Source organism: Duganella sp. GW821-FHT07G03 (assembly GCF_059418605.1).
Genome location: NZ_JBWKQE010000011.1, coordinates 163,452 through 188,169, shown reverse-complemented (window position 1 = coordinate 188,169; position 24,718 = coordinate 163,452). Strand labels below are relative to the sequence as shown.

General features: G+C 66.3%; 20 protein-coding genes. 11 read left to right on the top strand and 9 right to left on the bottom strand.

Annotated elements, in window-relative coordinates:
• Window positions 1-4: 4 nt before the first annotated feature.
• From AC07OK_RS16360 to AC07OK_RS16350, 3 genes are all read right to left on the bottom strand, one after another.
• Window positions 5-394 carry a hypothetical protein gene (locus AC07OK_RS16360; RefSeq protein ID WP_494691307.1) on the bottom strand — a complete coding sequence of 130 codons (390 nt, stop codon included), beginning with the start codon at window positions 392-394 and terminating at the stop codon, window positions 5-7.
• Window positions 395-421: 27 nt separating this feature from the next.
• Window positions 422-1,021 (bottom strand): LysE family translocator, encoded by a 600-nt coding sequence (locus AC07OK_RS16355; protein ID WP_494691306.1) that lies wholly within the window; start codon window positions 1,019-1,021, stop codon window positions 422-424.
• 114 nt (window positions 1,022-1,135) lie between these two features.
• Entirely contained in the window at window positions 1,136-2,089 is a 954-nt protein-coding gene (locus AC07OK_RS16350) for a LysR family transcriptional regulator (RefSeq protein WP_494691305.1), read from the bottom strand.
• Window positions 2,090-2,188: 99 nt separating this feature from the next.
• Here AC07OK_RS16350 and AC07OK_RS16345 point away from each other — a divergent pair, with 99 nt between their 5' ends.
• From AC07OK_RS16345 to AC07OK_RS16325, 5 genes are all read left to right on the top strand, one after another.
• Window positions 2,189-2,890: an HAD family hydrolase gene (locus AC07OK_RS16345; protein WP_494691304.1), complete on the top strand. Its 702-nt coding sequence runs from the start codon at window positions 2,189-2,191 to the stop codon at window positions 2,888-2,890.
• Between the two features lie 56 nt (window positions 2,891-2,946).
• Window positions 2,947-4,221 (top strand): NAD(P)/FAD-dependent oxidoreductase, encoded by a 1,275-nt coding sequence (locus tag AC07OK_RS16340; RefSeq protein ID WP_494691303.1) that lies wholly within the window; start codon window positions 2,947-2,949, stop codon window positions 4,219-4,221.
• A 97-nt stretch (window positions 4,222-4,318) separates the two neighbouring features.
• On the top strand, window positions 4,319-5,785 hold the full coding sequence (locus tag AC07OK_RS16335) for a hypothetical protein (RefSeq protein ID WP_494691302.1): 1,467 nt from the start codon (window positions 4,319-4,321) through the stop codon (window positions 5,783-5,785).
• The gene (locus AC07OK_RS16330; protein WP_494691301.1) at window positions 5,782-6,321 is read left to right on the top strand and encodes a DinB family protein; all 540 of its coding nucleotides are present in this window, start codon (window positions 5,782-5,784) and stop codon (window positions 6,319-6,321) included. Before AC07OK_RS16335 ends, AC07OK_RS16330 begins: the two co-directional genes overlap by 4 nt.
• Window positions 6,318-7,322 (top strand): 2-hydroxyacid dehydrogenase, encoded by a 1,005-nt coding sequence (locus AC07OK_RS16325; RefSeq protein WP_494691300.1) that lies wholly within the window; start codon window positions 6,318-6,320, stop codon window positions 7,320-7,322. Before AC07OK_RS16330 ends, AC07OK_RS16325 begins: the two co-directional genes overlap by 4 nt.
• Here the strand turns inward: AC07OK_RS16325 and AC07OK_RS16320 are convergent.
• Both AC07OK_RS16320 and AC07OK_RS16315 read right to left on the bottom strand, forming a co-directional pair.
• Window positions 7,312-9,270 (bottom strand): ATP-binding protein, encoded by a 1,959-nt coding sequence (locus AC07OK_RS16320; protein ID WP_494691299.1) that lies wholly within the window; start codon window positions 9,268-9,270, stop codon window positions 7,312-7,314. The genes AC07OK_RS16325 and AC07OK_RS16320 overlap by 11 nt on opposite strands.
• The gene (locus AC07OK_RS16315; RefSeq protein ID WP_494691331.1) at window positions 9,267-9,836 is read right to left on the bottom strand and encodes a TOL_0243 family YfiR-like periplasmic protein; all 570 of its coding nucleotides are present in this window, start codon (window positions 9,834-9,836) and stop codon (window positions 9,267-9,269) included. Before AC07OK_RS16315 ends, AC07OK_RS16320 begins: the two co-directional genes overlap by 4 nt.
• 187 nt (window positions 9,837-10,023) lie before the next feature.
• On the opposite strand from AC07OK_RS16315, the gene AC07OK_RS16310 reads away from it, so the two are divergent.
• The 3 genes from AC07OK_RS16310 to AC07OK_RS16300 all read left to right on the top strand — a co-directional run bounded on the left by AC07OK_RS16310 (window position 10,024) and on the right by AC07OK_RS16300 (window position 14,989).
• Window positions 10,024-12,153 (top strand): TonB-dependent receptor plug domain-containing protein, encoded by a 2,130-nt coding sequence (locus AC07OK_RS16310; protein WP_494691298.1) that lies wholly within the window; start codon window positions 10,024-10,026, stop codon window positions 12,151-12,153.
• Window positions 12,137-13,432 carry an ABC transporter substrate-binding protein gene (locus AC07OK_RS16305; RefSeq protein WP_494691297.1) on the top strand — a complete coding sequence of 432 codons (1,296 nt, stop codon included), beginning with the start codon at window positions 12,137-12,139 and terminating at the stop codon, window positions 13,430-13,432. Before AC07OK_RS16310 ends, AC07OK_RS16305 begins: the two co-directional genes overlap by 17 nt.
• A 177-nt stretch (window positions 13,433-13,609) precedes the next feature.
• Entirely contained in the window at window positions 13,610-14,989 is a 1,380-nt protein-coding gene (locus AC07OK_RS16300; RefSeq protein WP_494691296.1) for a DUF3422 family protein, read from the top strand.
• Here the strand turns inward: AC07OK_RS16300 and AC07OK_RS16295 are convergent.
• Window positions 14,970-15,812, bottom strand: a complete 843-nt coding sequence (locus AC07OK_RS16295) for an alpha/beta hydrolase (RefSeq protein WP_494691295.1) — start codon at window positions 15,810-15,812, stop codon at window positions 14,970-14,972. The two genes, AC07OK_RS16300 and AC07OK_RS16295, sit on opposite strands and share 20 nt — an antisense overlap.
• Before the next feature lie 139 nt (window positions 15,813-15,951).
• Here AC07OK_RS16295 and AC07OK_RS16290 point away from each other — a divergent pair, with 139 nt between their 5' ends.
• Both AC07OK_RS16290 and AC07OK_RS16285 read left to right on the top strand, forming a co-directional pair.
• Window positions 15,952-16,731 carry an alpha/beta fold hydrolase gene (locus AC07OK_RS16290; RefSeq protein WP_494691294.1) on the top strand — a complete coding sequence of 260 codons (780 nt, stop codon included), beginning with the start codon at window positions 15,952-15,954 and terminating at the stop codon, window positions 16,729-16,731.
• Between the two features lie 73 nt (window positions 16,732-16,804).
• The gene (locus AC07OK_RS16285) at window positions 16,805-17,986 is read left to right on the top strand and encodes a M23 family metallopeptidase (RefSeq protein WP_494691293.1); all 1,182 of its coding nucleotides are present in this window, start codon (window positions 16,805-16,807) and stop codon (window positions 17,984-17,986) included.
• Here the strand turns inward: AC07OK_RS16285 and AC07OK_RS16280 are convergent.
• Window positions 17,983-18,384, bottom strand: a complete 402-nt coding sequence (locus AC07OK_RS16280) for a MerR family transcriptional regulator (protein WP_494691292.1) — start codon at window positions 18,382-18,384, stop codon at window positions 17,983-17,985. The two genes, AC07OK_RS16285 and AC07OK_RS16280, sit on opposite strands and share 4 nt — an antisense overlap.
• A 70-nt stretch (window positions 18,385-18,454) precedes the next feature.
• Here AC07OK_RS16280 and AC07OK_RS16275 point away from each other — a divergent pair, with 70 nt between their 5' ends.
• Window positions 18,455-19,684: an NADH:flavin oxidoreductase/NADH oxidase family protein gene (locus AC07OK_RS16275; RefSeq protein ID WP_494691291.1), complete on the top strand. Its 1,230-nt coding sequence runs from the start codon at window positions 18,455-18,457 to the stop codon at window positions 19,682-19,684.
• 7 nt (window positions 19,685-19,691) lie between these two features.
• Here AC07OK_RS16275 and AC07OK_RS16270 read toward each other — a convergent pair whose 3' ends face one another.
• Both AC07OK_RS16270 and AC07OK_RS16265 read right to left on the bottom strand, forming a co-directional pair.
• Complete coding sequence (locus tag AC07OK_RS16270) at window positions 19,692-22,457, bottom strand: glycoside hydrolase family 2 TIM barrel-domain containing protein (protein WP_494691290.1); 2,766 nt, start codon at window positions 22,455-22,457, stop codon at window positions 19,692-19,694.
• The gene (locus AC07OK_RS16265) at window positions 22,457-24,718 is read right to left on the bottom strand and encodes a glycoside hydrolase family 95 protein (RefSeq protein WP_494691289.1); all 2,262 of its coding nucleotides are present in this window, start codon (window positions 24,716-24,718) and stop codon (window positions 22,457-22,459) included. Before AC07OK_RS16265 ends, AC07OK_RS16270 begins: the two co-directional genes overlap by 1 nt.

The window sequence follows — 24,718 nt, the reverse complement described above, 5'->3', positions numbered from 1 at the left end:
TGGCCTAGCGTGCCGCCGGGCGATGCTTGGATTCCACCGTCCAGGTCAGCGCACCTGGACACTGCGCATGCTGTACCGCCGCCAGCGCCGCATCGGCATCCGCATCGGCCTGCTCATACTGCTTGACGCCGGCTATCTTGAAATGCAACAGCGGCGTGGCAGAGCTGGCCGTCTTGGACAGCATCGGATAGAAACCGCGCTCGGCCAGGATCTTGCGGCACGGTTCGATGTCCTTCATCTGGTCCGACTCCAGCTCGATCTTCAGCTGCCAGTTGACTGCATAGCCGCGCGCGGCTTCCTCGGGCACCGGCCGCATCAGGTCCGACGGCACGGTGGCGGCGGCGGCCATCAGCGGAGCGCTCAACAACAGGGCGGTAGCAATATGACGCAACATCGAAAATCCTCGGGAGACGTTAAAGCGTCATGGTATCAGGATAGGATACAAGCTGCCGACCAGCAGCAAGGCCATCGCCACATTGAAGATGCGCACCGAACGCGCGTCCTGCAACACGCGCCGCATCGCCACGCCGAACACCGCCCACGAGCCGACGCAGAAGACGCCGATCACGCCGAACACGCCGGCCAGCAGCGCCACATCCAGCACCTTGAAGCCGGGCGGCAGGTAAGTGGTGAGCGCGCCGATCGCCATCACCCAGGCCTTGGGATTAATCCACTGAAAGGCCGCCGCGCCGGCAAAGCTCATCGGCTTGGACAGCGCCGCCTGCTCGGCATTCATCGGCGCCGCGTGCGCCAGCTTCCAAGCCAGCCACAGCAAGTACAACGCACCGGCGTATTTCAGGATCAACTGCAACATCGGCACCCGCTCGAACACCGCATGCAGGCCCAGGCCGGTGGCGAAGATCATGAACGTGAAGCCGCAGCAAATGCCGAACAGATGCGGCAGCGAGCGCGTGAAGCCATAGTTCAACCCCGAGGCCAGCATCATGGCGTTGTTCGGGCCGGGCGTGATGGTGGTGATGGCGGCAAAGGCGCAAAGAGGGAACAACAGATCGGGCGACATGGGCGTATCCGGTAGCAGGCAGGAGCCACCATTGTAGGGAAAGTGTGCCTAACTGTACCAGTACACTTATGCAAACAGTGTACACAAGTGTATTGGTGATTTGACCTGTACGACTCAGCCCCGCTTGCGCTGACGCCCCAGCAGCTTGTAGAAACTTTCCAGCTCGGCCCGCACCAGGTCCTGGCCGTTCTCGATGACGAAATCCTGGAACGCGGCGGCCACCTTGGGGATCGGCTGACCGGTCAAGTGCATGATGTGCCAGTCCGCCTCCACCGGATTCTCCTGCATCGGCAGGATCGCCAGCAGGCCGGCCTCGAACTCCAGCCCGCAGGCGTGCACCGACAGGAAGCCCAGCCCCAGCCCGGCCGACACCATGCGCTTGATCGCCTCGTTGCTCGACACTTCAGAACCGAATTCCAGCGGATGGCCGGCGTCGCGCAACAGCCGCTCGACCGCCGTGCGCGTACCCGAGCCGCGCTCTCGCACCATCAGGTTGGCCGCCATCACGTCGTTGAGCGTGATCTTTTTCTTCTTCATCAGCGGATGCGTGGGACTAGCGACAAACGCCATCGGATGGCGCGCGAACTTGGCGGCGTTGGTGCGCAGCTCGCGCGGCGGCGTGCCCATGATGGCCAGCTCGATCTCGTGGCGCGCCAGCATCTGCACGATCTCCGCCCGGTTCCCCACTTGCAGCTTGAGCCGCACGTCGGGCCGTTCGATCGTGAACGGCACCAGCAACGGCGGCAGCAAGTGCTCCGCTGTGGTCACCGCGCCGATGCGCAAGGTACCGCTGGTGACGCCCTGCAGCGCCGCCAGCTCGTCGCCGGCCTGCTCCCACAGCCGCAGGATGCGTTCGGCGAACTCCACCATCACCTCGCCGGCCGCCGTCAGCTGGATGTTGCGGCCGTCCTTGCGTGTCAGCGGAATGCCGGCGATCTCCTCCAGTGTGCGGATTTGCAACGAAACCGCGGGCTGCGTCACATGCAGCGCGTCCGCCGCGCGCGACACGCTCTCATGGCGCGCGACCAATACCAGCGACTGTAGCTGGCGAAAGCTGGCGTGATACATAAGTCATTCCTTATCGATTATTCAAAATGTTTAATTTTTCTTTTGTTCATTGTACCCGTATATTCATAATCATCTGATATCGTTTTAAGCGAGACCGACATGAGCATCGACGTAATCTTCCTGGGCCTGGACGGCGTACTGTTCGACGCCGAAGCACTGCACCTTGCGGCATGCAACGCGGCGTTTGCCAACGCAGGCCTGTCGGTGCGCTGGACCTTGCCGGCGCTGCGCGCAGCCGCCGCCACCCACGGATACGCCCGCGCCATCGGTTCCGCCATCGCCTGCGAGCTGCTCTCGCGCGACAAGGCCCGCGTGGCCGAACTGTTCGCCGACAAGCACCGTCAGTTCCATCAGGCCATCAGCGCCCAGCCGCCCAAGGCGCTGCCGGCCGCGCTGGCCCTGATCGACGACGCGCTCAATGCCGGCTGCAAGATCTGCGTGTTGACCGACCTGCCGGCGCCCGCCACCTCGGCGCTGCTGAGCGGCTGCTTCGGCGCCGACGTCAACAGCCTGTTCACGGTGGTCACCGGCGGCGCCAATTTCGATGGCCCGTCCGGCACCGGCCCGTATGCCCGCGCGCTGAACGCCATGGGCGTGGCGCCGCAGGCCGCCATCGCCATCGACACCGCGGTGCCGGGTTTGCGCGCCGCCGAGGAAGCCGGCCTGTGGACCGTCTCCGTCGCCCCATACGGCAACGAGGTGGTACGCCCACGCCAGTTCATCACATTCGACGCGCTGCGTGAGCTGCGCTCAAGCCCTTACACACCAGACCAGCGCGCAAAACACGAACTGGCGGCATAGCACCACGCGGCGCCTTGGCCGCAGCACAGATTTTTTCACTTATCTGGAGACGCAACATGGAAACCATCGTCATCGTAGGAGGCGGTGCGGGCGGACTCGAGCTCGCAACCCGTTTGGGCGACACCCTCGGCGCCAGCAAGCGCGCCCGCGTGCTGCTGGTGGACCGCTACCCAGGCCATTTCTGGAAACCCTTGCTGCACACCGTCGCTTCCGGCAAATGCGATCCCCGCGTGGAGGAACTGTCCTTCCCCGCCCAGGCGGTCGAACATGATTTCGAATTCGTGCAGGGCGAAGTGCTGTGCGTGGACCGCGCCCACCAGACCATCACCCTGGCCCCACGCAAGGGCAGCGGCACCGATGGCGTCTGCCGCACCGTCGCCTACGACAAGCTGGTGCTGGCACTGGGCGCCGTCACCAACTTCTACAACGTGCCCGGCGCTTCCAAACATGCGCTCACGCTCGACAGCGTGGACGAAGCCGAAGCCTTCCGCCGCCGCTTCGTCGAAGCCTGCATCAAGGCCGGCGAGCAGAAGACCGGGGTCGACGTGGTCATCGTCGGCGGCGGCGCCACCGGCGTCGAGCTGGCGGCGGAGTTGAGCAACAGCGCCCGCGCCCTGGCCGCCTACCGCGTGCACACGCTGAACCCGGAAACCGATATCCGCATCAGCATCCTCGAACGCGGCCAGCACCTGCTGCCGCAGCTGCATCCGCAGCAGGCCAACCGCGCGGCGCGCGAACTGCGCGCGCTCGGCATCGAGGTCCTGACCAGCACCGCCGTCGCCGAAGTCCAACGGGACGCCGTGATCGACGCCGCCGGCAACATCCACTGCGCCGACCTGACCTTGTGGGCGGCGGGCGTCGAAGCGCCGCAGCTGTGCGCGACGTTCGGCCTGACCGTCAACCATCTGCGCCAGATCGTGGTGGACTCCAGCCTGTGCTCGGCCAACGACAGCCAGATCTACGCGCTGGGCGATTGCGCCAGCTACGTCTGCCCGATCAAGGGCGCGGCGCCGCCGCGCGCGCAGGTGGCGCACCAGCAGGCGATGTTCCTGGCCGACCTGCTGGCCCGCCGCAGCGGCACGCCGCGTCCGGACTTCCGTTATCACGACTACGGTTCGCTGGTCTCGCTGGGACCGCAGACCGCGGTGGGCGTGCTGACCGGCGCCATCACCGGCAAGAGCATCCGCGTCGGCGGCGCGACGGCGAGCTTGTTGTATCAGCTGCTGTACCAGAAGCACCTGCTTAGCTTGCACGGCACAGCGCGCGTAGTCACCCAGGCGCTGGTCGACTGGCTGCGCGCAAAGATACTGCCGCCGGTGAAACTGAACTGAGGGGATATCGCCGTATAATGAGGTAATGACAACCTTAACCCCGTTAAGCAAAAACAGTACGGTCACGTCTCCGTCCGCAACGGCGGAGACGTCCGGCATGTCGTCCGCCGCCGCCACCAGCATCGCGCCGCTGGCCACACCTGCCTCGGTGGTAACGCTCAGCGCTGCCGGCGCACAGGCGGTGGATGGCGCGCCGCCCGCGCCGCTGGTCTGGGAGCGCAACAACAAGGACGCCGTCTCCGCACTGGTCGCGCGCAACTACAGCCACCAGCCGGCCGCCGGCCGCTTCAAGAACCTGGGCGCCGCCCTGCTGGAGCGCTTCAAGAGCGACAGCTCGGACTTCTCGCAATCGGTGCAGCGATCGTCGCAGGATTCAATCACCGGCACCTACGACGCGCTGGTGTATACGCTACTGCCGCCGCTGCATCGTGTTGGCGACGACCAGGCCGGCCTCACCATCACCACCAAAAGCGGCGTCAAAGTCAGCCTGGCGCTGGACAGCTCGGACAACGGCGTCGCGGTGCAGGTGCAAAGCAGCGGCAAACTCGGTGACGACGAACGCGCGGCGCTGGCCGGACTCTCTGGCGCCTTTCAACAAGCGATCGACGGCCTGGCCGCCGTGCCGCCGAAAATCGACCTGTCCGGACTGACCGGATTCGACGCCTCCGTGCTGTCGTCGGTGGACCTGCGTTCGCAAATCAAACTGAATCAAACCGACACGCAGCTGCTGGACTTCCACGCCGACGCCAAACAACGCTCGATGCGTTTCAGCGGCCCGGCCGGCGAAGCGAAGATCAACGTGGACCTGAGCCAGCCCGCAGCCTGGGGCGGCAAGGAACAGCAAGCCAAGGCGCTGGTCAACTACCTGCACCAGTTCGACCAGGCCGCCATGCGCGGCCACGCCGACCCGGAACTGGCAGGCCTGTTCAAGGACGCCTTCACCGCCATGCACAGCAACTACGGCCAGCCAGCCGCCGCGCCGCGGCAACGAATCACGCTGGCGGACCAGGACCACGCCATCCTCACCGGCCTGGCCGATTTCAGCGCCTCCATCACGCAGACCGAGACCGCGCCCAATCCGCTGCGTCTGAGCGAACATGACAGCTTCGACTACCAGACCTCGCAAAGCACCAGCGTGCAAGGCCGCAGCCAGTTGGACCGCTCGATCGCGCAGCAGCAGCTGTCGCAACTCAAGGCCAGCTACCACGCGCCCAGCAAACCCGATGGCCTGCTGGCCCTGACGCTCGACCGCGCCTCGCAGACCTACAACTATGTGCTGGTCGACGATGACGCCAGCAGCAACGCCGCGCTGGCTTACAGGGACGGCGCGCTGGCCAAGGCCACGCTGGAGCAGGCGGCCAGGCAGTCGACGCGCACCGTCAAGTACCGGATGGACAAGCAGATCGAGGACCTCACCATCCCGTGCAGCGCGGCCCACACGCGCGACCTGCTCGACATGCTGGCGCCGAGAAAGAAACCCGACGAAGATGAACGCCGCATAACGCTGGACGCGGCCAACCAGATGATTTTCCTGCAACCAGAACCAGGCGCCCTTCCAAAATGACACCAGAATCCACCATCCTCATGGCGGCCTATAACGCCTCGATGAACCAGAAGCTGTACGCCGCCGCGGCGCGGCTGCCGCACGGCGAACTGGCCGCCGACCGCAAGGCCTTCTTCGGTTCCCTGCTCGGCACCATGAACCATCTGCTGGCCGGCGACACCATCTGGCTGCGCCGCTTCGCCACCCATCCGGCCAAATTCAGCGCGCTTGAGTGCATGCTGGACCTGCCCGCGCCGTCCGGCCTGACGCACAGCTTCGGCGAAGACCTGGCGCCGCTGCTGGCCTACCGTCAGCGGCTGGACGCCATCATCACGCAATGGGCGGCGCAGGTCAGCGCGGCCGACCTGGCGCAGACCTTCGAATACCACAACACCAAGGGCGATCTGTTTCACAAGCGCTTCGGCAGCGTGGTGCAGCATTTCTTCAATCACCAGACCCACCATCGCGGCCAAGCCAGCACCTTGCTGTCGCAGGCGGGCGTCGACATCGGCGTCACCGATTTGCTGGTCATGGTTCCCGATATCGAAGCCCCATGAAGATCGCCGTCTACAGCACCCAGCCCTACGACCGCCGCTTCCTCGACGAAGCGCGCCGGCAGCAAGCGGCGGGTGTTGTCGACGCGGTCTACTTCTCCGACCCGCTGACGCTGGACACGGTGCCGCTGGCGCAAGGCTGCGCCGCCGTCTGCGTGTTCGTCAACGACCAGCTGGACGCCGCCGTGCTGCAAGCCTTGCACGCGCTGGGCGTGCGCGCCGTGCTGCTGCGCTGCGCCGGCTTCAACAACGTCGACCTGAACGCCGCCGCGCGCCTCGGCCTGTTCATGGCGCGGGTGCCGGCCTACGCGCCGGAAGCGGTGGCCGAACACGCGCTGGCCCTGGTGATGACGCTCAACCGCCACACGCACCGCGCCTACGCGCGCGTCCGCGAAGGCAATTTCGCGCTGGACGGCCTGCTGGGCATGACGCTGCACGGCAAAACCGTCGGCATCGTCGGCGCCGGCCAGATCGGCACGGCGGCGGCGCGCATCTTCAAGGGCTTGGGTTGCACGGTGCTGGTCAGCGATCCGGCGCCGGCGCCGCAGCTGGACGGCGTGGTGACCCGCGTGAGCCTGGACCAGCTGCTGGCCGGGTCGGACATTGTCTCCCTGCATTGCCCGCTGATGGAAGCCACGCGCCACATGATCAACGCCGCCAGCCTGGCGCGCATGAAGCCGGGCGCGATGCTGGTCAACACTTCGCGCGGCGCGCTGATCGACACCGCCGCCGTGATCGAGGCGCTCAAGGCGCGCCAACTGGGCGCGCTGGCGATCGACGTCTACGAGCAGGAGGCCAGCCTGTTCTTCCACGACCACTCCAGCGACATCATCGCCGACGACGTGTTCCAGCGCCTGATGACCTTCCCCAATGTGCTGGTCACCGGCCACCAGGGCTTCTTCACGGTGGAGGCGATGCGCGAGATCGCCGCCGTCACCTTCGCCAACCTGGCCTGCCACATGAACGGCGCGCCGTGCGCCAACCTGCTGCCGGTCAGCTCGTGACGGGCAGCGTCAGCACGAAGCGGGTGCCGGCGCCCAACTCGCTCTCCACCTCGATCTTGCCGCGCAAGACGCCGTAGACGATGTTGTAGACGATGTTCAGACCCAGGCCCGAGCCGCCCTTTCCCAGCTTGGTGGTGAAGAAGGGATCGTAGATGCGGCCCATGTTTTCGGGCGCGATGCCGGCGCCGTTGTCGCGGATGACCACCTGCACCCACTCCGCATCGAGCATGCGGGCGGAGATCAGTATCTCGCCCTCGGTGCGGCCCTCGAAGGCGTGCGTCAGGCCGTTGTTGACCAGGTTGATCAGCACCTGCCCGAACGGTCCCGGATAGCTCTTCATCTGTATCGTCACCGGGATCTCCTGGCGCACCGTGATGCCGCTCTTCTTGAACGACGGCAGCAGCAACAGCAGGATCTCATTGGCCAGGTCGCACAGCAGGAACTCGCGGCACTGCGAGGTGGTGCGGTCCACCGCCACCTGCTTGAAGCTCGACACCAGGTCCACCGCCCGGTGCAGGTTGCGCAGCACGATCTCGCCACCGCTGGCGACATCGTCGACAAAGGCCTGCAGCGTCGAACGCTTCATGCCGTCGGCGGTCAGCTTGGTGAAGGAACGGGTCTGGTCGATCAGCGTGCTGACCGCCAGCAGGCTGTTGCCGATCGGCGTATTGAGCTCGTGCGCCACGCCGGCCACCAGCGATCCCAGCGCCGCCAGCTTCTCGCTGCGCACCAGTTCATCCTGCGCGCGCCGCAGCGTCTCCAGCGATTCGGCCAGGTCCTTGTTGACGTCCACCATCTGGCCGGTGCGCAGCTGCACCAGCTCCTCCAGCTTGTCGCGGTACTGGATCAGTTCCACTTCGCTCCTCTTGCGGTCGGTGATGTCGGTCGAAATGCCACCCATCGCCCACACCTTGCCGTGATCGTCGCGCAGGCAGAATTTTTCCGAGATATAGGTGCGCACCATGCCCTGCGCATCCGGCACGCCTTCCTCGTAGATGTAGGAGTGCTCCGACGCCAGCGCGCGGCGGTCGCCCTCGCGTATCACCTGCACGGTGTTGTCGTCGAACAGGTCGGCGTCCTGGTGGCCGATCGGATCGGGCGAACCTGGCGGCAGCACCTGGCGCAGCCGCTCGTTGACCATCAGGTAGCGGCCCTCCAGGTCCTTGACGTAGATGACGGCCGAGGACTTGTCGGCGATATTGGTCAGCAGCGACTGGCTCACCCGCAGCGCCGCATCGCGCGCGGCGATGGTGGCCAGCATGGTGTTGAATGCCGCCGACAGCCGCCCCACCTCGTCGTTGGAAAAGTGCGGCGCGCGCAGATCGTAGCGTTCCTCGCGCGTCACCTGGTCCGCCACTTTCGACAGCGCCAGCAAGGGCTGGGTCACCAGCCGCCGCAGGCCGAACGCCTGCAGCGCGCCGCCTATCATCAACGTCATCAACACCACCGCCAACACCAGGCCGTATTTGCTCAGGCGCTCGGCCAGCGGTTGCAAGGCATATTCCACTTGCAGGTAGCCGACCACCTCGTGCTGGAAGCGCACCGGCGCCAGCATCGACAGGTAATCGCCATGGAAGCTGTGGCCGGAGGGCGCCATCTCCTCCGACCAGTCGCATTGCGCGGCGCCGTTGCGCGCATAGCTGGCGAACGGCTGGTGCTGGGCGTCGAACAGGCAGGCGCTGTGGATGTCCGGCGTGCCGCGCAGCGCCGACAGCGTGCGCACGGCTGCGGGACGGTCGCCGAAATTCAGGTCGACATCCAGATTGAGCGACACCAGGTCCATGCGGCTGGCCAGGTCCTGCACCAGCCGCACCCGCACCACGCTGAAGTCGTAGGCGATCAGCGCCACCAGGGCCACCAGCATCGCCGTCAACGCCGTCATCAGCGCGACGATCAGCAGCTTGCGCTGCAAGGCCAGGTCGTGCCAGCGCTGGGGCAGGCGGTTCACTTGGCATCCCCGCCGACCACGCGTTCTGCCAGCGCCAGCATGCGGGGATTGAGGCTGACGCCGGAATGCTTGGCCGCCGTCAGGTTGACTTCAAAGCGGATGCTGCCATCGACCAGCAGCATATTGATCATGCCGCCGTCGGCCAGGAAGGAGGCGGAGTCGCCGATGGTGAGGATGGCCTGTTCGCGCATGCGGGTCAGCCATGCGCTTTGGCGGCTGCGCTCGGGCAGCGCCAGGTACACCGCGTGACAAGGCTCGGTTTCCTCGACGCGGTTGACGATGCGCAGTTCCAGCGGATGACTGCCGGCCGCGCGTTTTTGCAGCTGGCGCGCCATGTCCGCCGCGCCGGGGCCCACCATGCACACCACCAGCGGCGCATGCGGCTCGACCAGCGCCGGCGCCGGCCAGCTGGCGTAGCGGGTGAAGTTGAGGATGTAGGCGGCCTTGACCTGCTGCTCGGGTATGGCCTGCTCGGCGCGCGCGGAAACGCCTGCCAGCGTCGCCGGCAGGCTGGCCAGCAACAGCGAGGCCAGCATCCTGATTTTCGCAGCGCCCAGTCGTCTCATCACGCCCGCCCCTCCCATCCACATGGATTTTATCTGAATAGCCCCCGATGCAATATTTTTTCGCATCGTGGAAAGGCCTTGTTCTCTAAACACAACGCATCGTGCGGACGGCAAACTTGCAGCTTGTGATCGTGTTGGAATTGGTGAATACTTTGTTAAATAGATAGCGCAGCATAGGGGAATCCTCTTGAGCGAACGCACACAGCATCGCAGCGCCTGCCGCCTGCTTCTGGCGCTGTTGCCGGCCGCCTGCGCGGCGCTGCTGTTGCCCCTGGCCGCCGCCGGTGCCGACGGCGCCAGCGACGGCGCCAGCGACGACGACGCGCTGTTCGACCTCAGCCTGGACCAGCTGCGCAACGTCAAGGTGCTGACCGCCACCAAGACCGCCACCCCGCTGTACGCCACCCCCGCCGTGGTGACGCTGGTCACGGCCGACGACATCGCCCGCTACGGCTACCAGACGCTGGCCGAGGCGCTGTCGCACGTGGCCGGCTTTGTCGAGAGCGACGACCGCCTCAACCACAACTTCGGCGTGCGCGGCATCAACGCCGGCGCGCAGTCGGCCAGCCGCGCCATCAAGATTCTGCTGGACGGCCAGCCGATCGCCTTCCGCAGCACCCAGCAGCAGCTGACCGGGCTGGAATTCATCCCGCTCAACATGGTCGAGCGCATCGAGATCGTGCGCGGGCCGGTGTCGGTGCTGTACGGCGCCGACGCGCTGCTGGGCGCGATCAACGTCATCACCCGGCGCGACGGCACCGAGCAGCGCCTGGGGCTGGCCCACGAATGGTCGGGCGGCGGCCGCAGCGCCGACCTGCTGTCGGCCAGCGGCAGCGTCCAGTTCGGCGCGGCCGAAGGCGCGCCATCACCATACTGGCTGGCCTGGGGCCTGCAGGCGGCCAAGGCCGACCGCGGCGGCCTGGCGCTGCCGCGCATCTCGCCCGACTACAAGCGCTACGCCGCCCTCAGCCCGGCGCCGGTGGACGACGCCGATCCGCGCAGCCTGTACCTGCGTGGCGGCTGGCGCGGCGCCAGCGACGAGCTGCAGGCCAGCGCCTTCTGGCAACGGCAGGACAGCGACAATGTCTACGCCAATCTGAATCCGCTGCTGCGTCCACCCAGCCACGTGGTGCTGGAACAGGGCTTTGTGCACCTGGAGGCCAGCCACCGCTTCAACGAGCGGCACACGCTGCGCGCCAGCCTCAACTACGGCGAGGGCGAGCCGGGCAGCGGCGACATCCTGCGCACCGGCGCCGCCGACTACTACCTGCTGCGCGACTTCGGCTACAAGGCGGTCGACGGCAGCGCCGAATGGCTGTGGCAGCCCGGTCCACAGACCAGCCTGCTGCTGGGCGCCGACGTGCTGCGCGACCGCGAGACGCTGGAATCGTTCCGCCGCCACAGCCTGGTCGACGGCAGCAATTTCCAGCTCAGCCAGCCGGGCGAAAAGACGCTGCGCAACACCGGCCTGTATGCGCAATGGCAGTTCCCGCTGGTTGGCAAATGGCAGGCCATCCTCGGCGGCCGCCAGGACCGGCACTCGGTCTACGGCACCCAGGAATCGCTGCGCGCCGGCGTGGTCGGCACCTTGCCGGGCGACTGGGGCTTGAAAGTGCTGGGCGGCACGGCCTTCCAGGCGCCGTCGGCCGAGCTGCTGTACCGCAGCGCCGTGCAACCGGGCGACATCAAGGGCAACCCCAACCTGGCGCCGCAAAAATCGCGCACGCTGGAACTGCAACTGAGCACCCCGCCCCGTCCGCACTGGAACGGCGCGCTGACGGTCTACCACACCAAGGTCAGCGAGCTGGTCACGCTGGAGCAGGAATTCTTCAACCTGGTGGCGCGCAACACCAGCGACAGCAAGGTCAACGGCGTGGAGCTGGAGCTGCGCTACCAGCGCGACTGGTTCAACGCCTACGCCAATCTCAGCCGCGCCAACGGCAGCCGCGGCGTCAACCGCTACACGCTGGCGCCGCTGGCCCAGCGCAGCGACGGCGAACTGTTCCCCACCAACAGCGCCAACGCCGGCGCCAGCGCCAGCCTGATGGGACAGAAGCTGCTGCTGAGCCTGGACAACCGCTACGTCGGCCCGCGCCCGGCCGCCACCGCCAACGTGCTGCTGGCCAACCAGGCCTACCATCTGGCCAGCTATGTCGACACCACGCTGGGCGCGCGCTGGAGCATCAACGCCCGCTCCAGCCTGCGCCTGCAGGTGCGCGACCTGTGGAACAGCCGGTATGTCGACCCCGGCGTGGGCGGCATCGATTATCCTTCGCTGGGACGGCGCTATGGAGTGCAATATGAATACCGCTACTAGCCGCCTGCTGGCCGCCGCCGCGTTGGCCGTGCTGGCGTCCTGCGGCGGCGGCGGCGGCGGCACCGGCGACGCCACCACGCCGCTGCCGGCCAATGCTATCAAGGCCATGCTCGATCCGGCCGCCATCAACATCGCCTCGGTTGGCTGGCGCACCTCGACCCGCGACGCCTTCCTGCTGGCGGCCAAGCAGATCAACGACGCCGGCGGCGTGCTGGGCAAGCGCCTGAACGCCATCGCGCTGGTCGCGCGCGACAACGCCGAGGCGCAGGACATGGGCCAGCAACTGCTGGACGCCGGCGTCATCGCGCTCAACGTCTCGACCTCCACCCGCGTGCTGAACCTGCTGCCGCAGGCGCTGGCCAAGGGTGTGCCCATCCTGACCGAATCGAGCTCGTCGCCGTCGCTGAGCACCGTCGCCGACAACGACCTGATCTACCGCATCGGCGTCTCCGACGTCGACGCCACGCCGGTGCTGGCCAAGGTGGCGTGGGAAGCGGGCAAGCGCCGCGCCGTGGTGCTGATCAACGCCGGCGACGCCTTCGGCGCCGGCCTGGCCAGCCTGTTCTCGCCGGCCTTCCAGAAGCTGGGCGGGCAAGTGGTCACCACCGTCACCATCCCGTTCGGCCTCAAGAGCGGCTTCGCCAGCTACCTGCAACAGGTCTACGACGCCAAGCCGGACGTGATCCTGAACGGCATCCTGGCGGCCGACATCTCGGCCAATGTGCTCAACGAATCGCTGCCGTTCCAGAGCGGCGCCATGTGGCTGCTGCCCGGCACCGCCGCCGGCAACCAGACCTTCCTCGACAACCTGGCCGATCCGGGCAAGCTGATCGGCGGTGCGCGCGGCTCGGCCGCCACCATCGGCGCCTACGGCAACAGCTCCTATCAAAGCTTCCGCAGCGGCTACCTGGCCCAGTACGGCAGCGAGCCGCAGGACTTCACCGCCCCCACCTACGACATCGCGATGGTGATGGCGCTGGCCATCGAGCGCGCCGGGCTGGTCAACAACAGCAAGAGCCCCACCGGCCTGATGGTGCGCGACAGCCTGCGCTTCGTCATGAACGCGCCGGGCGAGAAAGTCAAGCCGGAAGCCATCGGTGCCGCCCTGGCGCTGGTCAGGGCCGGCAAGGACGTCGACTACGCCGGCGCCTATGCCGACATCGACTGGGATGGCGTCGGCGACATCGTCGGCCAAGTGCCGTTCACCGTGTTCCGCCTCGACACGGCGGCCCGCAGCTGGGACGCCAGCCTGCAGCTGATCATCGGCCTGCCCCGTTGAGCGGCATCACTAGCGATCAAAAAGTGATCGCTTAGCAACGCTTTCCCCGGTAACATCAGCGTTCCGCATACCAGTCATGCGGAATGCATGGTTGTGCCGGTGCGCTGGGCTAGCTATACTGCACTGCAACAATGCGCGTTTTTCACATCCGATCGCAGTCTATTTCCGGGGAAGGTCATGTCTCTCGCTTACCGCGCCAATGCCGATTTCGCCAAGTTAAACCATCCGATGCGGGTGCCGCTGTCGGCGGAAATCCACTCACGCCCCTTCCTGCAGCTGCAAGCGCCGGAAAGCCTGACCCATTTCGCGCTCTACGTGCAGCAGGACCAGCCGTCGCAGAAATTCCACCGCAGCAGCCAGCACCAGATCCTGGAGCAGCTGTGCCTGCACTACGGCGTGGCCGCGCCGTCGCCGCAGGCGCGCTATTTCTTCCACGACTTCGACCGTTTCCGCCTGAAGTGGGAATGCCACACCGAGTTCGCCACCTACACCTTCGTCGAACGCGGCGCGCCGGACGCGTCCTGCGGCGAGGCCTTCGAGCGCATGCCGCTGCAACACGTGCCGCAGGAATGGCTGGCCGGACTGCACGGCAAGATCATCGTCGCCGCCCACGTGCTGCTGTGCAAGGGCGAGCCGGACGACAGCGGCGCCGTGGGCGCCATCCGCGACCTGTTCCAGGGCAAGTCGCTGGTCGGCAGCAGCGTCGGCAGCGGCGCCGAGGTGTGGACCGACTTCCTGATCCAGCCGGACGGCTTCAGCCGCTTCGTGGTGCGCGACCTCAGCCTGCGCGAATTCCAGGCCGGGCGCCTGGTCGGCCGCCTGCTGGAGATCGAAACCTACCGCATGATGGCGCTGCTGGGCCTGCCGCAGGCGGAAGCCAGCCAGCCCGTGCTCAACGGCATCGAAAACGAACTGGCCGACCTGACCGCCACGCTGGTGCAGGGCGACCAGTCGGACGGCGCGCCCAACGAGGCGCGCGAGGAGCAGGCGCTGCTCCACCGCATCACCAGCCTGGCGGCGCGGCTGGAAAAACTGTCGGTCAACAACAGCTACCGTTTCGCCGCCGCGCAGGCCTACTTCAGCCTGGTGCAATCGCGCATCCAGGAGCTGCGCGAAGTGCGCATCGCCGGCATGCCGACGCTGGCCGAGTTCATGGGCCGCCGCCTGGCGCCGGCCATGCACACCTGCACCTCGGTCTCGCAGCGGCAGGAAACGCTGGCCAAGCGTATCGCCCGCAGCAACGACCTGCTGCGCACGCGGGTCGGCATCGAACAGGAACGGCAGAACCGCAAGATCCTGCAATCGCTGGACGCGCGCGCGGCGCAGCAGCTGCGCCTGCAACAGGCGGTGGAAGGCTTGTCGGCGGTGGCGATCTCGTACTACACCTTGGGCCTGATCGGCTACGCGGGCAAGGCCATGAAGGCCAGCAACGTGCCCATCAATCCGGACATCCTGACCGGCCTGGCGGCGCCGCTGGTGTTCATCGGCGTGTGGATGGGCTTGCGCAGGCTGCACAAGCAGCTGACCGCCAAGCCGGTCAGGATTGCGGCTGGCTGAAGCGGCTGGCCAGGAAGCTGGCGATGCGCTGCTGCGTCGCTTCGAGATAGGGGATGTTCATGTGGTCGGAATCGGGAACGATTTCGTCCGCATGCAACCGGCCCAGTTTCTGGACCAGCAGGTCGGTGTGCGAATGCGGCACCACGTCGTCGAAGGCGGCGCGCAGCACATAGGTGGGCGCCTTCAGGTGGTGCGCGTACTTCACTGACTCGAATTTATGCCGCAACACATACTCGACCGGGATCGCCTTGAACTTGCGCTTGGCGATGGCCAGGATGGAATCGTAGGGCGTGATCAGCACGATGGAATTGGCGTCGCGCTCCATCGCCACCTGCACCGCCACGCCGGAACCCAGGCTGCGGCCGACCACGGCGATACGTGTCGAATCGACATGATGGCGCTCGCTGAGCCAATCGAACAACATGCGGCCGTCGTCGACGAAATGTTCCTCCGCCGGATCGCCATGCGAATCGCCGTAGCCGCGATAGTTCACCGCCAGCACCGCCATGCCAGGAAATAGCTTGCCCGCGTCGCGCGCGACCCAGGACACTTCCTCCGAACGGCCGCCGAAATAAATCACGCCCGGATGCGGCCCCTTGATGGGCGGCGTCATCAGCCAACCGGCCAGCCGCGTGCCGTCGTTCGAGCGCACCACGATGGGCCGCGTGCGATGGCCGCTGCTGTAGGGCTTGAGCACCTCGCGCTTGCTGCCAAGCGGATTGAACAGTAGACGCTTCTGGTTGGCCGCCACCGCGGCTGTCAGCCCCATCCACAGCACACTGACGATGCCGGCAAATCCCGCGACTTTTTTTGAATTGTTCATGTTCTCTACTTTACTCCCGTCCCTCGTGTCCACGGTACGAAAATTGAAGTCGTGCGTGGTATAGGCCACACATGGTGTTGCCCGGTCCGGTTCTCAAGAGCCGGTATAATACGCGCTCCGTTTTTTTGCCGTGTCGAAAATGAAACCAGCCGTCGTACTGTTGCATAGCTCCATGAGTTCCAAGGCCCAGTGGGCCGACCTGATCGCTGAACTCGAAGGCAATTTCCGCTGCATCGCCGTCGACCTGCTCGGCTACGGCGCCTCGCCCTTCCCGGCCGACGTCGATGGCGATTATGTCCACACGCTGGCGCATGAGGTGGACGCCGTCAACGCCGCCGTCGCCTCGCGCCTGGAGCCGGGCGAGGCCTTCCACCTGATCGGCCACTCCTTCGGCGGCGCCTCGGCGCTGCACATGGCGCGCCGCATGCCGGCGCGCGTATTGTCGCTGACGCTGTTCGAGCCGGTGGCCTTCCACCTGCTGCCGGCGCAGCATCCGGCGCGCGCCGAAATCGTCGCCGTGGTGGAGCGTATCAACGCCTGTGGCGCGGACCAGGACCGCGACGCCACCCGCATCTTCATCGACTACTGGAACCGTCCCGGCGCCTTCGACGCCGCGCCGCCGGCGGCGCAAGACAAGATGGCCGCCATGATCGCCAAGGTGCGGCTGGACTTCCAGGCGCTACTGGGCGAAGCGGCCACGCTGGACGATCTGTCGGCGCTGACGATGCCGTCGCTGGTCATGTCCGGCACCAACAGCCCGGCCTCGACCCGCCTGCTGGCCGAAACGCTGGCCGCCGCCCTGCCCGACGCCGCCACCGTGCACACGCGCGGCGGCCACATGGCGCCGATCACCCACGGCGCCATGGTCAACCCGGCCATCGTCAACTTCCTGGCCGACACCGAAGTCACCACCGACTGACAACGGCCGATTGACAAGGACAACGGCGGTGTGACACTGTCGGTGCATCGCCACCAGCCGGAGTCCTCACGCCATGCGCCGTCCCAGCCTAACGCAGTCCATCATGCCGGCCGCGCTGGCGCTATTGCTGGCCTGCGCCGCTGCGGGAACCGGGGCCGCCTCGCAGGCGCCGGTCGAAGCGCATGCGCTGCACGCGCCGCAAACGGTGATGGGCAGCGATGGCGTGCGCCGCCTCTACTACGAGCTCGATATCGGCAACTTCTACGCCGACACCGGTGTGCTGAAGCTGACCGAGGCCACCGTCTACGCCGACGGCGACACCAAGCCGCTGGCCACCTTCAGCGGCGCCGCGCTGGCCGGCCTGCTTCGCCCCAACAAGGAACTGGAAGCCGACAACAGCCTCGCCATCGCCGGCGGCATGCATGCGCTGCTGCTGATCGCCGCGCCTTTGCCGGACGGCCGCCCGGCGCCGCACACGCTGCGCCACAAGCTGACCTTCAAGACCGCCAAGGGCGAACCGCAAACCGCCGACGACATCGCGGTAGCGGTCGACGCCAGGCCGCCGATCGTCCTGAGCCCACCGCTGCGCGGCGGCCTGTGGCTGGTCGACGAAGGCCCCGGCCACGCACAATCGCACCACTGGGGCAGCGTGATCGCGCAGAACGGCCGCCTGACCATCCCGCAGCGCTACGCCATCGACTTCTTCGGATTGGACGCCCACGGCCACGCAGTGCGCGCGCCGGTGGAAAAGCTGGCCGAGAGCCGGGTGGAAGACTGGACCGGCTGGAACAGCGACGTGCTGGCCGTCGCCGACGGCGTGGTGCGCGATACGCGGGATGGCGTCGCCGACCACAAACCCTTGTCGCCCCAGGAAGAACCGGCAGAACTGAGCGCCCGCGCCCTGTACGGCAATTTCGTCGTGCTGGAGGTGCAGCCCGGCGTATTCGTCCACTACGCCCACCTGCGCCAGGGCAGCGTGCAGGTCAAGCCAGGGCAGCACGTGAAGCGCGGCGCGGCGCTGGGGCGCCTGGGCCTGACGGGCAGCGCCGGCGCTCCGCACCTGCATTTCCACGTATCGGACCACGCCAGCTTCGCCGGCTCGCAAGGCCTGCCCTTCGTGTTCGACAGCTACACGCCCGCAGGCCACAGCAGCGAGAGCGAAGCGCTGAACAACACCTCGACGATCAAACTCGCGCCGCAAGCGTCCAAGCTGCGCAGCCACATGCCGCTGGACGGCGACATCGTCGGCTTCTAGCTCTTTGCCGGGCCGCGCGCCGCCAGGTCGGCATTGCTCAGGCATTCATTGTTCGCCCAGGACTGTTGCAGCCTCTGTCGCGTGTCCAGCAGCGACTCGCGCTGGGTGCGCAGCGTTTGCATCAGGTGTTCGATCTCGCCCAGCCGCGCATCGAGGTTGTGCAGCAGCCCATCCTGGAAAGCCACGCCTTCGAGCAGCGACACCGAGCGGATCGCCTCCAGCGTGAAGCCGAGGTTCTGGCCGATCTGGATCAGGTGCAGGCGCTCCAGCGCCGTCTCCGCATAGACGCGGTAGCCATTGGCGCCACGCGCCGCCTTCGGCAGCAAGCCAGCCTTCTCGTAATAGCGGATCGCCGACGGCGCAAGGCCCGAGCGCTCCGCCAATTCGCCTATTTTCATTTATCGCTTGACCTTAAAGTGAACTTCAATCTTAGGATACATCATTTCCTACACCAAGCCCGGACCCGACATGATGTTCACCGCACTGACGCTACCGAACGGCAGCACCCTCCCCAACCGGCTGGCCAAGGCCGCGATGGAAGAAAATATGGCCGACGCGGGCCAGCTGCCCGGTCCCGCGCTAAACCGTTTATACCAAAACTGGGCCGAGGGCGGCGTGGGCCTGATCATCACCGGCAACGTGATGATCGACGGCCGCGCGATGACCGGTCCGGGCGGCGTGGTGCTGGAAGCGGGCACGCCGCTGGAACCGTTCCGGGCATGGGCGCAGGCGGCGGGCCAGCAAGGCGCGCAGGTGTGGATGCAGATTAACCACCCCGGCCGCCAGGTGATGGCCAACATGGGCGGCAACGCCTGGGCGCCGTCGGCGGTGGCGCTGGACATGGGCAAGCATAGCAAGCTGTTTGCACAGCCGGTCGAGATGGGCACCGCGCAGATCGAGGAAGTCATCAACCGCTTCGCCGCCACCGCGCATGCCGCCGAACAGGCAGGCTTCAACGGCGTGCAGATCCACGCCGCGCACGGCTACCTGATCTCTCAGTTCCTGTCGCCGCTGACCAACCGCCGCCGCGACAACTGGGGCGGCAGCCTGGCGAACCGCGCACGCCTGCTGCTGGAGGTGGTGCGCGCGGTGCGGGCGCGCGTGTCGCCCCGCTTCAGCGTAGCCATCAAACTGAATTCGGCCGACTTCCAGCGCGGCGGCTTCTCCGAGGACGACGCCAAGCAAGTCGTGCTGCTGCTGAACGAGCTGCCGGTGGACCTGATCGAACTGTCCGGCGGCAGCTACGAAAGCCCGGCCATGCAGGGCCGCACCATCGACGGCCGCACGCTTGCGCGTGAAGCCTACTTCCTGGAATTCGCCAAGGACCTGGCGGCTGTGGCGCGCATGCCGGTCATGACCACCGGCGGCATCGCCCGCAAGGCCGTGGCCGAGCAGGTGCTGGCCAGCGGCATCGCCGTCGCCGGCATCGCGACCGCGCTGGCCGACGTGCCGGACCTGCCGCTGCAATGGCGCGCAGGCCGCGAGCCGACGGCGCTGCCGCCGCCGTTGGAATGGAAAGACAAGACCATGGCGTCGGTGGCCGCGATGGCGCTGGTCAAACGCCGCATGCGGGCACTGGGCAACGGCGACACGGCGCGGGCTCGCCGCTACTCGCCGCTGCTGACCATGATCATCGGCCAGTTCCGCATGGCGCTTCTGACCAGGCGCTATCGTGCCTGGCTCACGGCCGCCGCTTAGTGGCCCATCAGTCCCCCACGACGATATCGATCGTATTTTCCAGCCATACGCCAAGGTTGGGCGTGCGGGAACGCTGGCCTGCCGGCCCCAGTTCCGCCGGCGCGTGGAACTTGGTCCCGATGGGCAGTATCGCGTTCAGGAACGAGATGTCGCCCGGCGGCCAGTCCACGTGCGTGGCCTTCGGTTCGAAGCCTTCGCCGCTCGCCTCGCGCGGCGTGAACAACCGCAGGGCGATATCGTCCGTGTGATTGATGAAGGTGATCGGCAAGCCGGCCGTCGCCAGGCGCGCCCAGTAGACCTGGTCGTGGAAGCCCTTGAACTCCGGATAGTTCCAGGACAGGCCCGAGACGGTGTCGTTATAGGCCTTGTTCCAGACATCGAATTCCACGCCCTGCCGGCGGTTCTTCCATACGCGATAAGGCCCGCGCCCCAGCCAGCGCATCGACTGCACCTGCTTTTCGGGATAGTCGAAACTGACGCCGAGCGCATCCACCGGCTTGCCGCCTTCCATTTGATAGGCATAGTTGACGCTCAACGTACCGGCGGCGTTCAACCGCCACCTTATCTTGCGCAGGTTGCCATCGTATTCGGCCTGCACGACGACATCGCCGCCTTCGCTGGCTGCCCGTATCGACTTCAACGCGGCGGTACCGGCCACCAGGCGCGGACCATTGGTCAACGGCGCGACGACATCGCCTTTTTTCAGTTCACGCAGATAGCCGGTGGCCTTGTCGATCATGGCGTTCACCGCGCCGGCGCGCAGCAGGAAGCCGTCGGCAAGCTCCGTCAACGTGGCGGTGCTTGCCGCCCGCACCTTCGGCTGCATGCGCACCGCGACCTGCTCCGCGCTGGAGATCATCCACGACCAGGTATAGATTTCACGGCCGTCGGCGTCCACCGCGGTGAAGTACAGCGCATCCTGCTGTGTCCAGTCGCGCGGCAGGTCGATGCGAGTGGTGCCGCGCATGCCGGCCGCAACGTCGGGCGCCCTGGCGCTGCCTTGCGCAACGACAGTGTGGCCGGCATCCGCGCCGAACTTCACCAGCTTCCAGCCTAGCTTGATCCGATTCAAGTTGCCGAAGTCGTAGCGGTTCTCCAGCACGATCCGGCCATCGAAGGTCGGCGCCAGCGACGACAATTCGGACAATGGCAAATACACCGGCGACCATATTTTCTTGATCGCGTAGAAGCTGCCTTCCTTTTCCCGGTAAGGTCCGAGTATGCCGTCCGGCGCCAGATTGCCGGCGACATCGATCATGCCGTTTTTGTCGTCACGGACGATGCCCTCGTCGACAAAGGACCAGATAAATCCGCCGGCACTGAGCGGATTGGCCAGCATCGCCTTCCACCAGTCGTCCAGGCTGGCGCCGGCGCCGCCGTCGTACAGGCCGTGCAGGAATTCAGTCGGCATGAACACGTCGCGGCCATGGAACAGCGACGTCGCGCAGCAATCGTAGGCGGGATAGTGCGCGGTATCGATGCCGCCGAAATTCGCCCACGGATGGATCACCGGCCGTTGCTGCACATCCCATATCGGATACAGGCGGTCCAGCTCCTGGTTAAAACCTCCCTCGTTGCCGTTGGCCCAAAGGATGACCGATGGATGATGCTGGTCCCGCTGCACCAGCTCCCGCACCAGCGGCGTGGAGACATCGGTATCGTAGGCCTTCTGCCAGCCGGTCAACTCGTCGATCACGTAGAGGCCAACTTCATCCGCCACGTCGAGGAAGTGCGCATCCGGCGGATAGTGCGACATGCGCACCGCGTTCATGTTCATGTCCTTCATCAGCTTCGCATCCAGGTAGCTGAGCTCTTTGCTGGTGGTGCGGCCGGAGGTCGGCCAGATGGAATGGCGGTTCGAACCCTTGAGGCGCACCTTCTCGCCGTTGACGTAGAGACCATCGCGCCTGCGCAGTTCGACCGTGCGAAAGCCGATCACCTTGTCCATCTCGTGCACCACCCGGCCGCCGGCCAGCAGCTGGAAGCGCACCCGATAGCGCTGCGGCACTTCCGCCGACCAGGGGATGATACGGTCGACCTGCCCATGCACATGCGCCTTCCCGTCCGCCGCTCCGGCGCTCATGTCCCTGCCCAGCGGCTTGCCGTCCAGGGTGAACACGCGAGCGACCACCTTGCCGTCCCCGCCCGCCATGAGCACGTCCGCGTCGAAGTCGCCGTTGTGCTTCGCATCCAGGCTCACGCGTTCGATATGGTGCTGTGGCGCGGCCTCCAGCCATACCGGCCGGTAGATGCCGCTGAACAGCCAGAAATCCGCGCTGCGCTCGGCGCGATTGACGGATGCGTCGGCGGAGTAGCGGCGCACCGTCACCTCCAGCCGGTTCTCCTCGCCCGGCTTCAGCAGCGCCGAAATATCGTAGCGAAACTCGTAAAACCCGCCCTGGTGCACCGGCCCCGCCGGCTGGCCGTTGACCTTCACCAGCGTATCCGTCATGGCGCCGCCGAAGACGATGTCGATATGCTTGCCCTGCCAGTCGGCCGGCACCTTGAATGTATGGCGGTAGACGCCGGTATTGTCCGGCGCGGGATCGTTCTCCCAGTCGCTGAAGTAACGGTAGGTGCCGTAGCCCTCCATCTCCCAGTTCGACGGCACCGGAATGGTCTTCCAGGTCCCGCTATTGCGCCCGCCGTTGACCATGAACTCCCAGTCCACGCGGTGATCCTTGTCCGTGCCGCTCAGGTACTGCACCTGCGTGACCTCCGCAGCGCACAGCCGGCACAGCGCCAACAGCAGGCAACACAACAGGTGGCGCATCACAGCCCCACCGCCAGCCGCTTGCTCTGGCCGGCCTTCAGGTTCAGCACAACAACCTTGTCGCCGTAGCGCACCTTGCCGGGACCTGAGCCGGCGGCGCGCCGGATGGTGGCAGAAGTCAGCTTGCCGCCAACCCATGCCACGTCGATCTCATAGCCGCCGCGTGCGCGCAAGCCCTTGACCGAGCCGGCAGGCCAGGCCGACGGCAGCGCCGGCAGCAGATGGATCTCGCCGGTCTGCGACTGCACGAGCATCTCGCAGATCGCCGCGACGGCGCCGAAGTTGCCGTCGATCTGGAACGGCGGATGCGCGTCCAGCATATTCGGATAGGTACCGCCGGCGTTGTTACCCTCGCTGCCCTTGCCGCTCTGCTGCGCGGCGCGCGCGCCCGGCTTGGCCAGCTGCCCGCGCAGCATCTGGTAGGCGTGATCGCCATCCAGCAGCCGCGCCCAGTAAGCCGTCTTCCACGCCATCGACCAGCCGGTACCTGCATCGCCGCGCCCTTCCAGCGACTTGCGCGCGGCGGCCGCCAGTTCAGGCGTCTGCGTCGGCGAGATCTGACGGCCTGGGTAAAGTCCGAACAGGTGCGACACGTGGCGATGCGTATCGCCCGGCGTATCAAGCACCGGATCTTTTTTCTCGTCCATCCATTCCAGCAGCTGGCCCCAGCTGCCCACCTGCGGCGCTGCCAGCTTGTCGCGCATGGCGGCGACTTGCGCGCGGAACGCCTGGTCATCACCCAGCGCATCGGCCGCTTCGACGGTGTTATTGAACAGGTCCCAGACGATCTCCTGATCGTAGGTCACGCCGTCCTCGATCGGCCCATGCTCCGGCGACCAGCCCAGCGGCGCAACCAGGCGGCCATCCGGCAGCTGCTTCAGATAGTCCTGCCAGAAGTGCACCGCCTCCTTCATCATCGGATACGCCACCTTGCGCAGGAAGGCCTTGTCCTGCGTGTAGGCATAGTGCTCCCAGAAATGCTGGGCATACCAGGCGTTGCCGGTCTTGTTCCACACATAGCCCATGGCGCCGAACGGATTCGATTCGGTGCGCACCGTCCAGCCGCGCACCGGCTTGCCGGCGCTGGTGACGAAGGTGTCGGCGGTCAGCTGGCGATACACCGGCGCCACGCCCTGCACCAGCGCGAAAAACGGCAGCGCGTTCTGCGACAGGTTGGCCGGTTCCGCCGGCCAGTAGTTCATCTGGATGTTGATGTTGGTGTGGTAGTCAGAATTCCACGGCGGCGTGAGGCTGTTGTTCCACAGCCCCTGCAAATTGGCGGGCAGCGAATCGCGCGAGCTGGAGATCAGCAGGTAGCGGCCGAACTGGAAGAACTGCGCCTCCAGACCTGGGTCGTTGCCCTCCGCCGTGTAGGTGGCGATCCGCTGGTCGGTAGGCAGTGCGCGCCGTTCCGGCACGGCGCTGCCGAAGTCCACGTTCATGCGATTGAACTGCGCGTGAAAATCCTTCTGGTGCTCGGCCAGCAGCACCGCCCATGGACGCGCCGCGGCACTGACCTGCGCCGTCACGCGCGGCAGTGGATGCTCGCCCTGGAACTTCTTCGCATGATCGAGAACGTAACTGGTGCCTGCGCCCAGTATCAGCGTCACCGCATCACAGCCGGTGAAAGTGATCCGGTTGCCATCGATCGCTATCGCCCCGCCCTCGTTCAGCACCTGCACCTGGCTGGCGTAGTCCATCGCGTTGCTGGAGGCCTGCCCCTTGCCGCGCAGCGAACCCGTGGCGACGATGCGGTTGCCCTGCGCCGTGATCTGCGCGTCGTGCATATCGGCCAGCTCGATCGAGCCGGTGTACTGCCCGCGCTTGTCGGCGCTCAGGCGCATCGCGATCACCTGCGCCGGATAGCTGGCGAAGGCCTCGCGCTTGAACCTGACGCCGGCGTGCGTGTAGCTGACGCTGTGCAGGCTCTGGCCGATGTCCAGCCGGCGCGCATAGGCCGTGGTGGACTGCTCGTGCCCCGGCAGGTTGATGTAGACGTCGCCGAACGGCTGATAGGTGCCCATCGCCTTATCGTCGCCGGTCCACAAAGTGATGTCGTTGAACTGGACGCGCTCCCGCGCCAGCTGGCCGAAGATCATCGCACCGATGCGACCATTACCGATCGGCAGCGCCTCCTGCTCCCAGCCTTGCGCCGTATCGGGCGCGGGCCGGTCGTAACGCAGCGTGAGGTCGCGCGTTTCCGCCGCGCCGCACAGCTGCGCGGCGAGCAGGCTCGCCGCGATCAACATGTTTCGAACCAT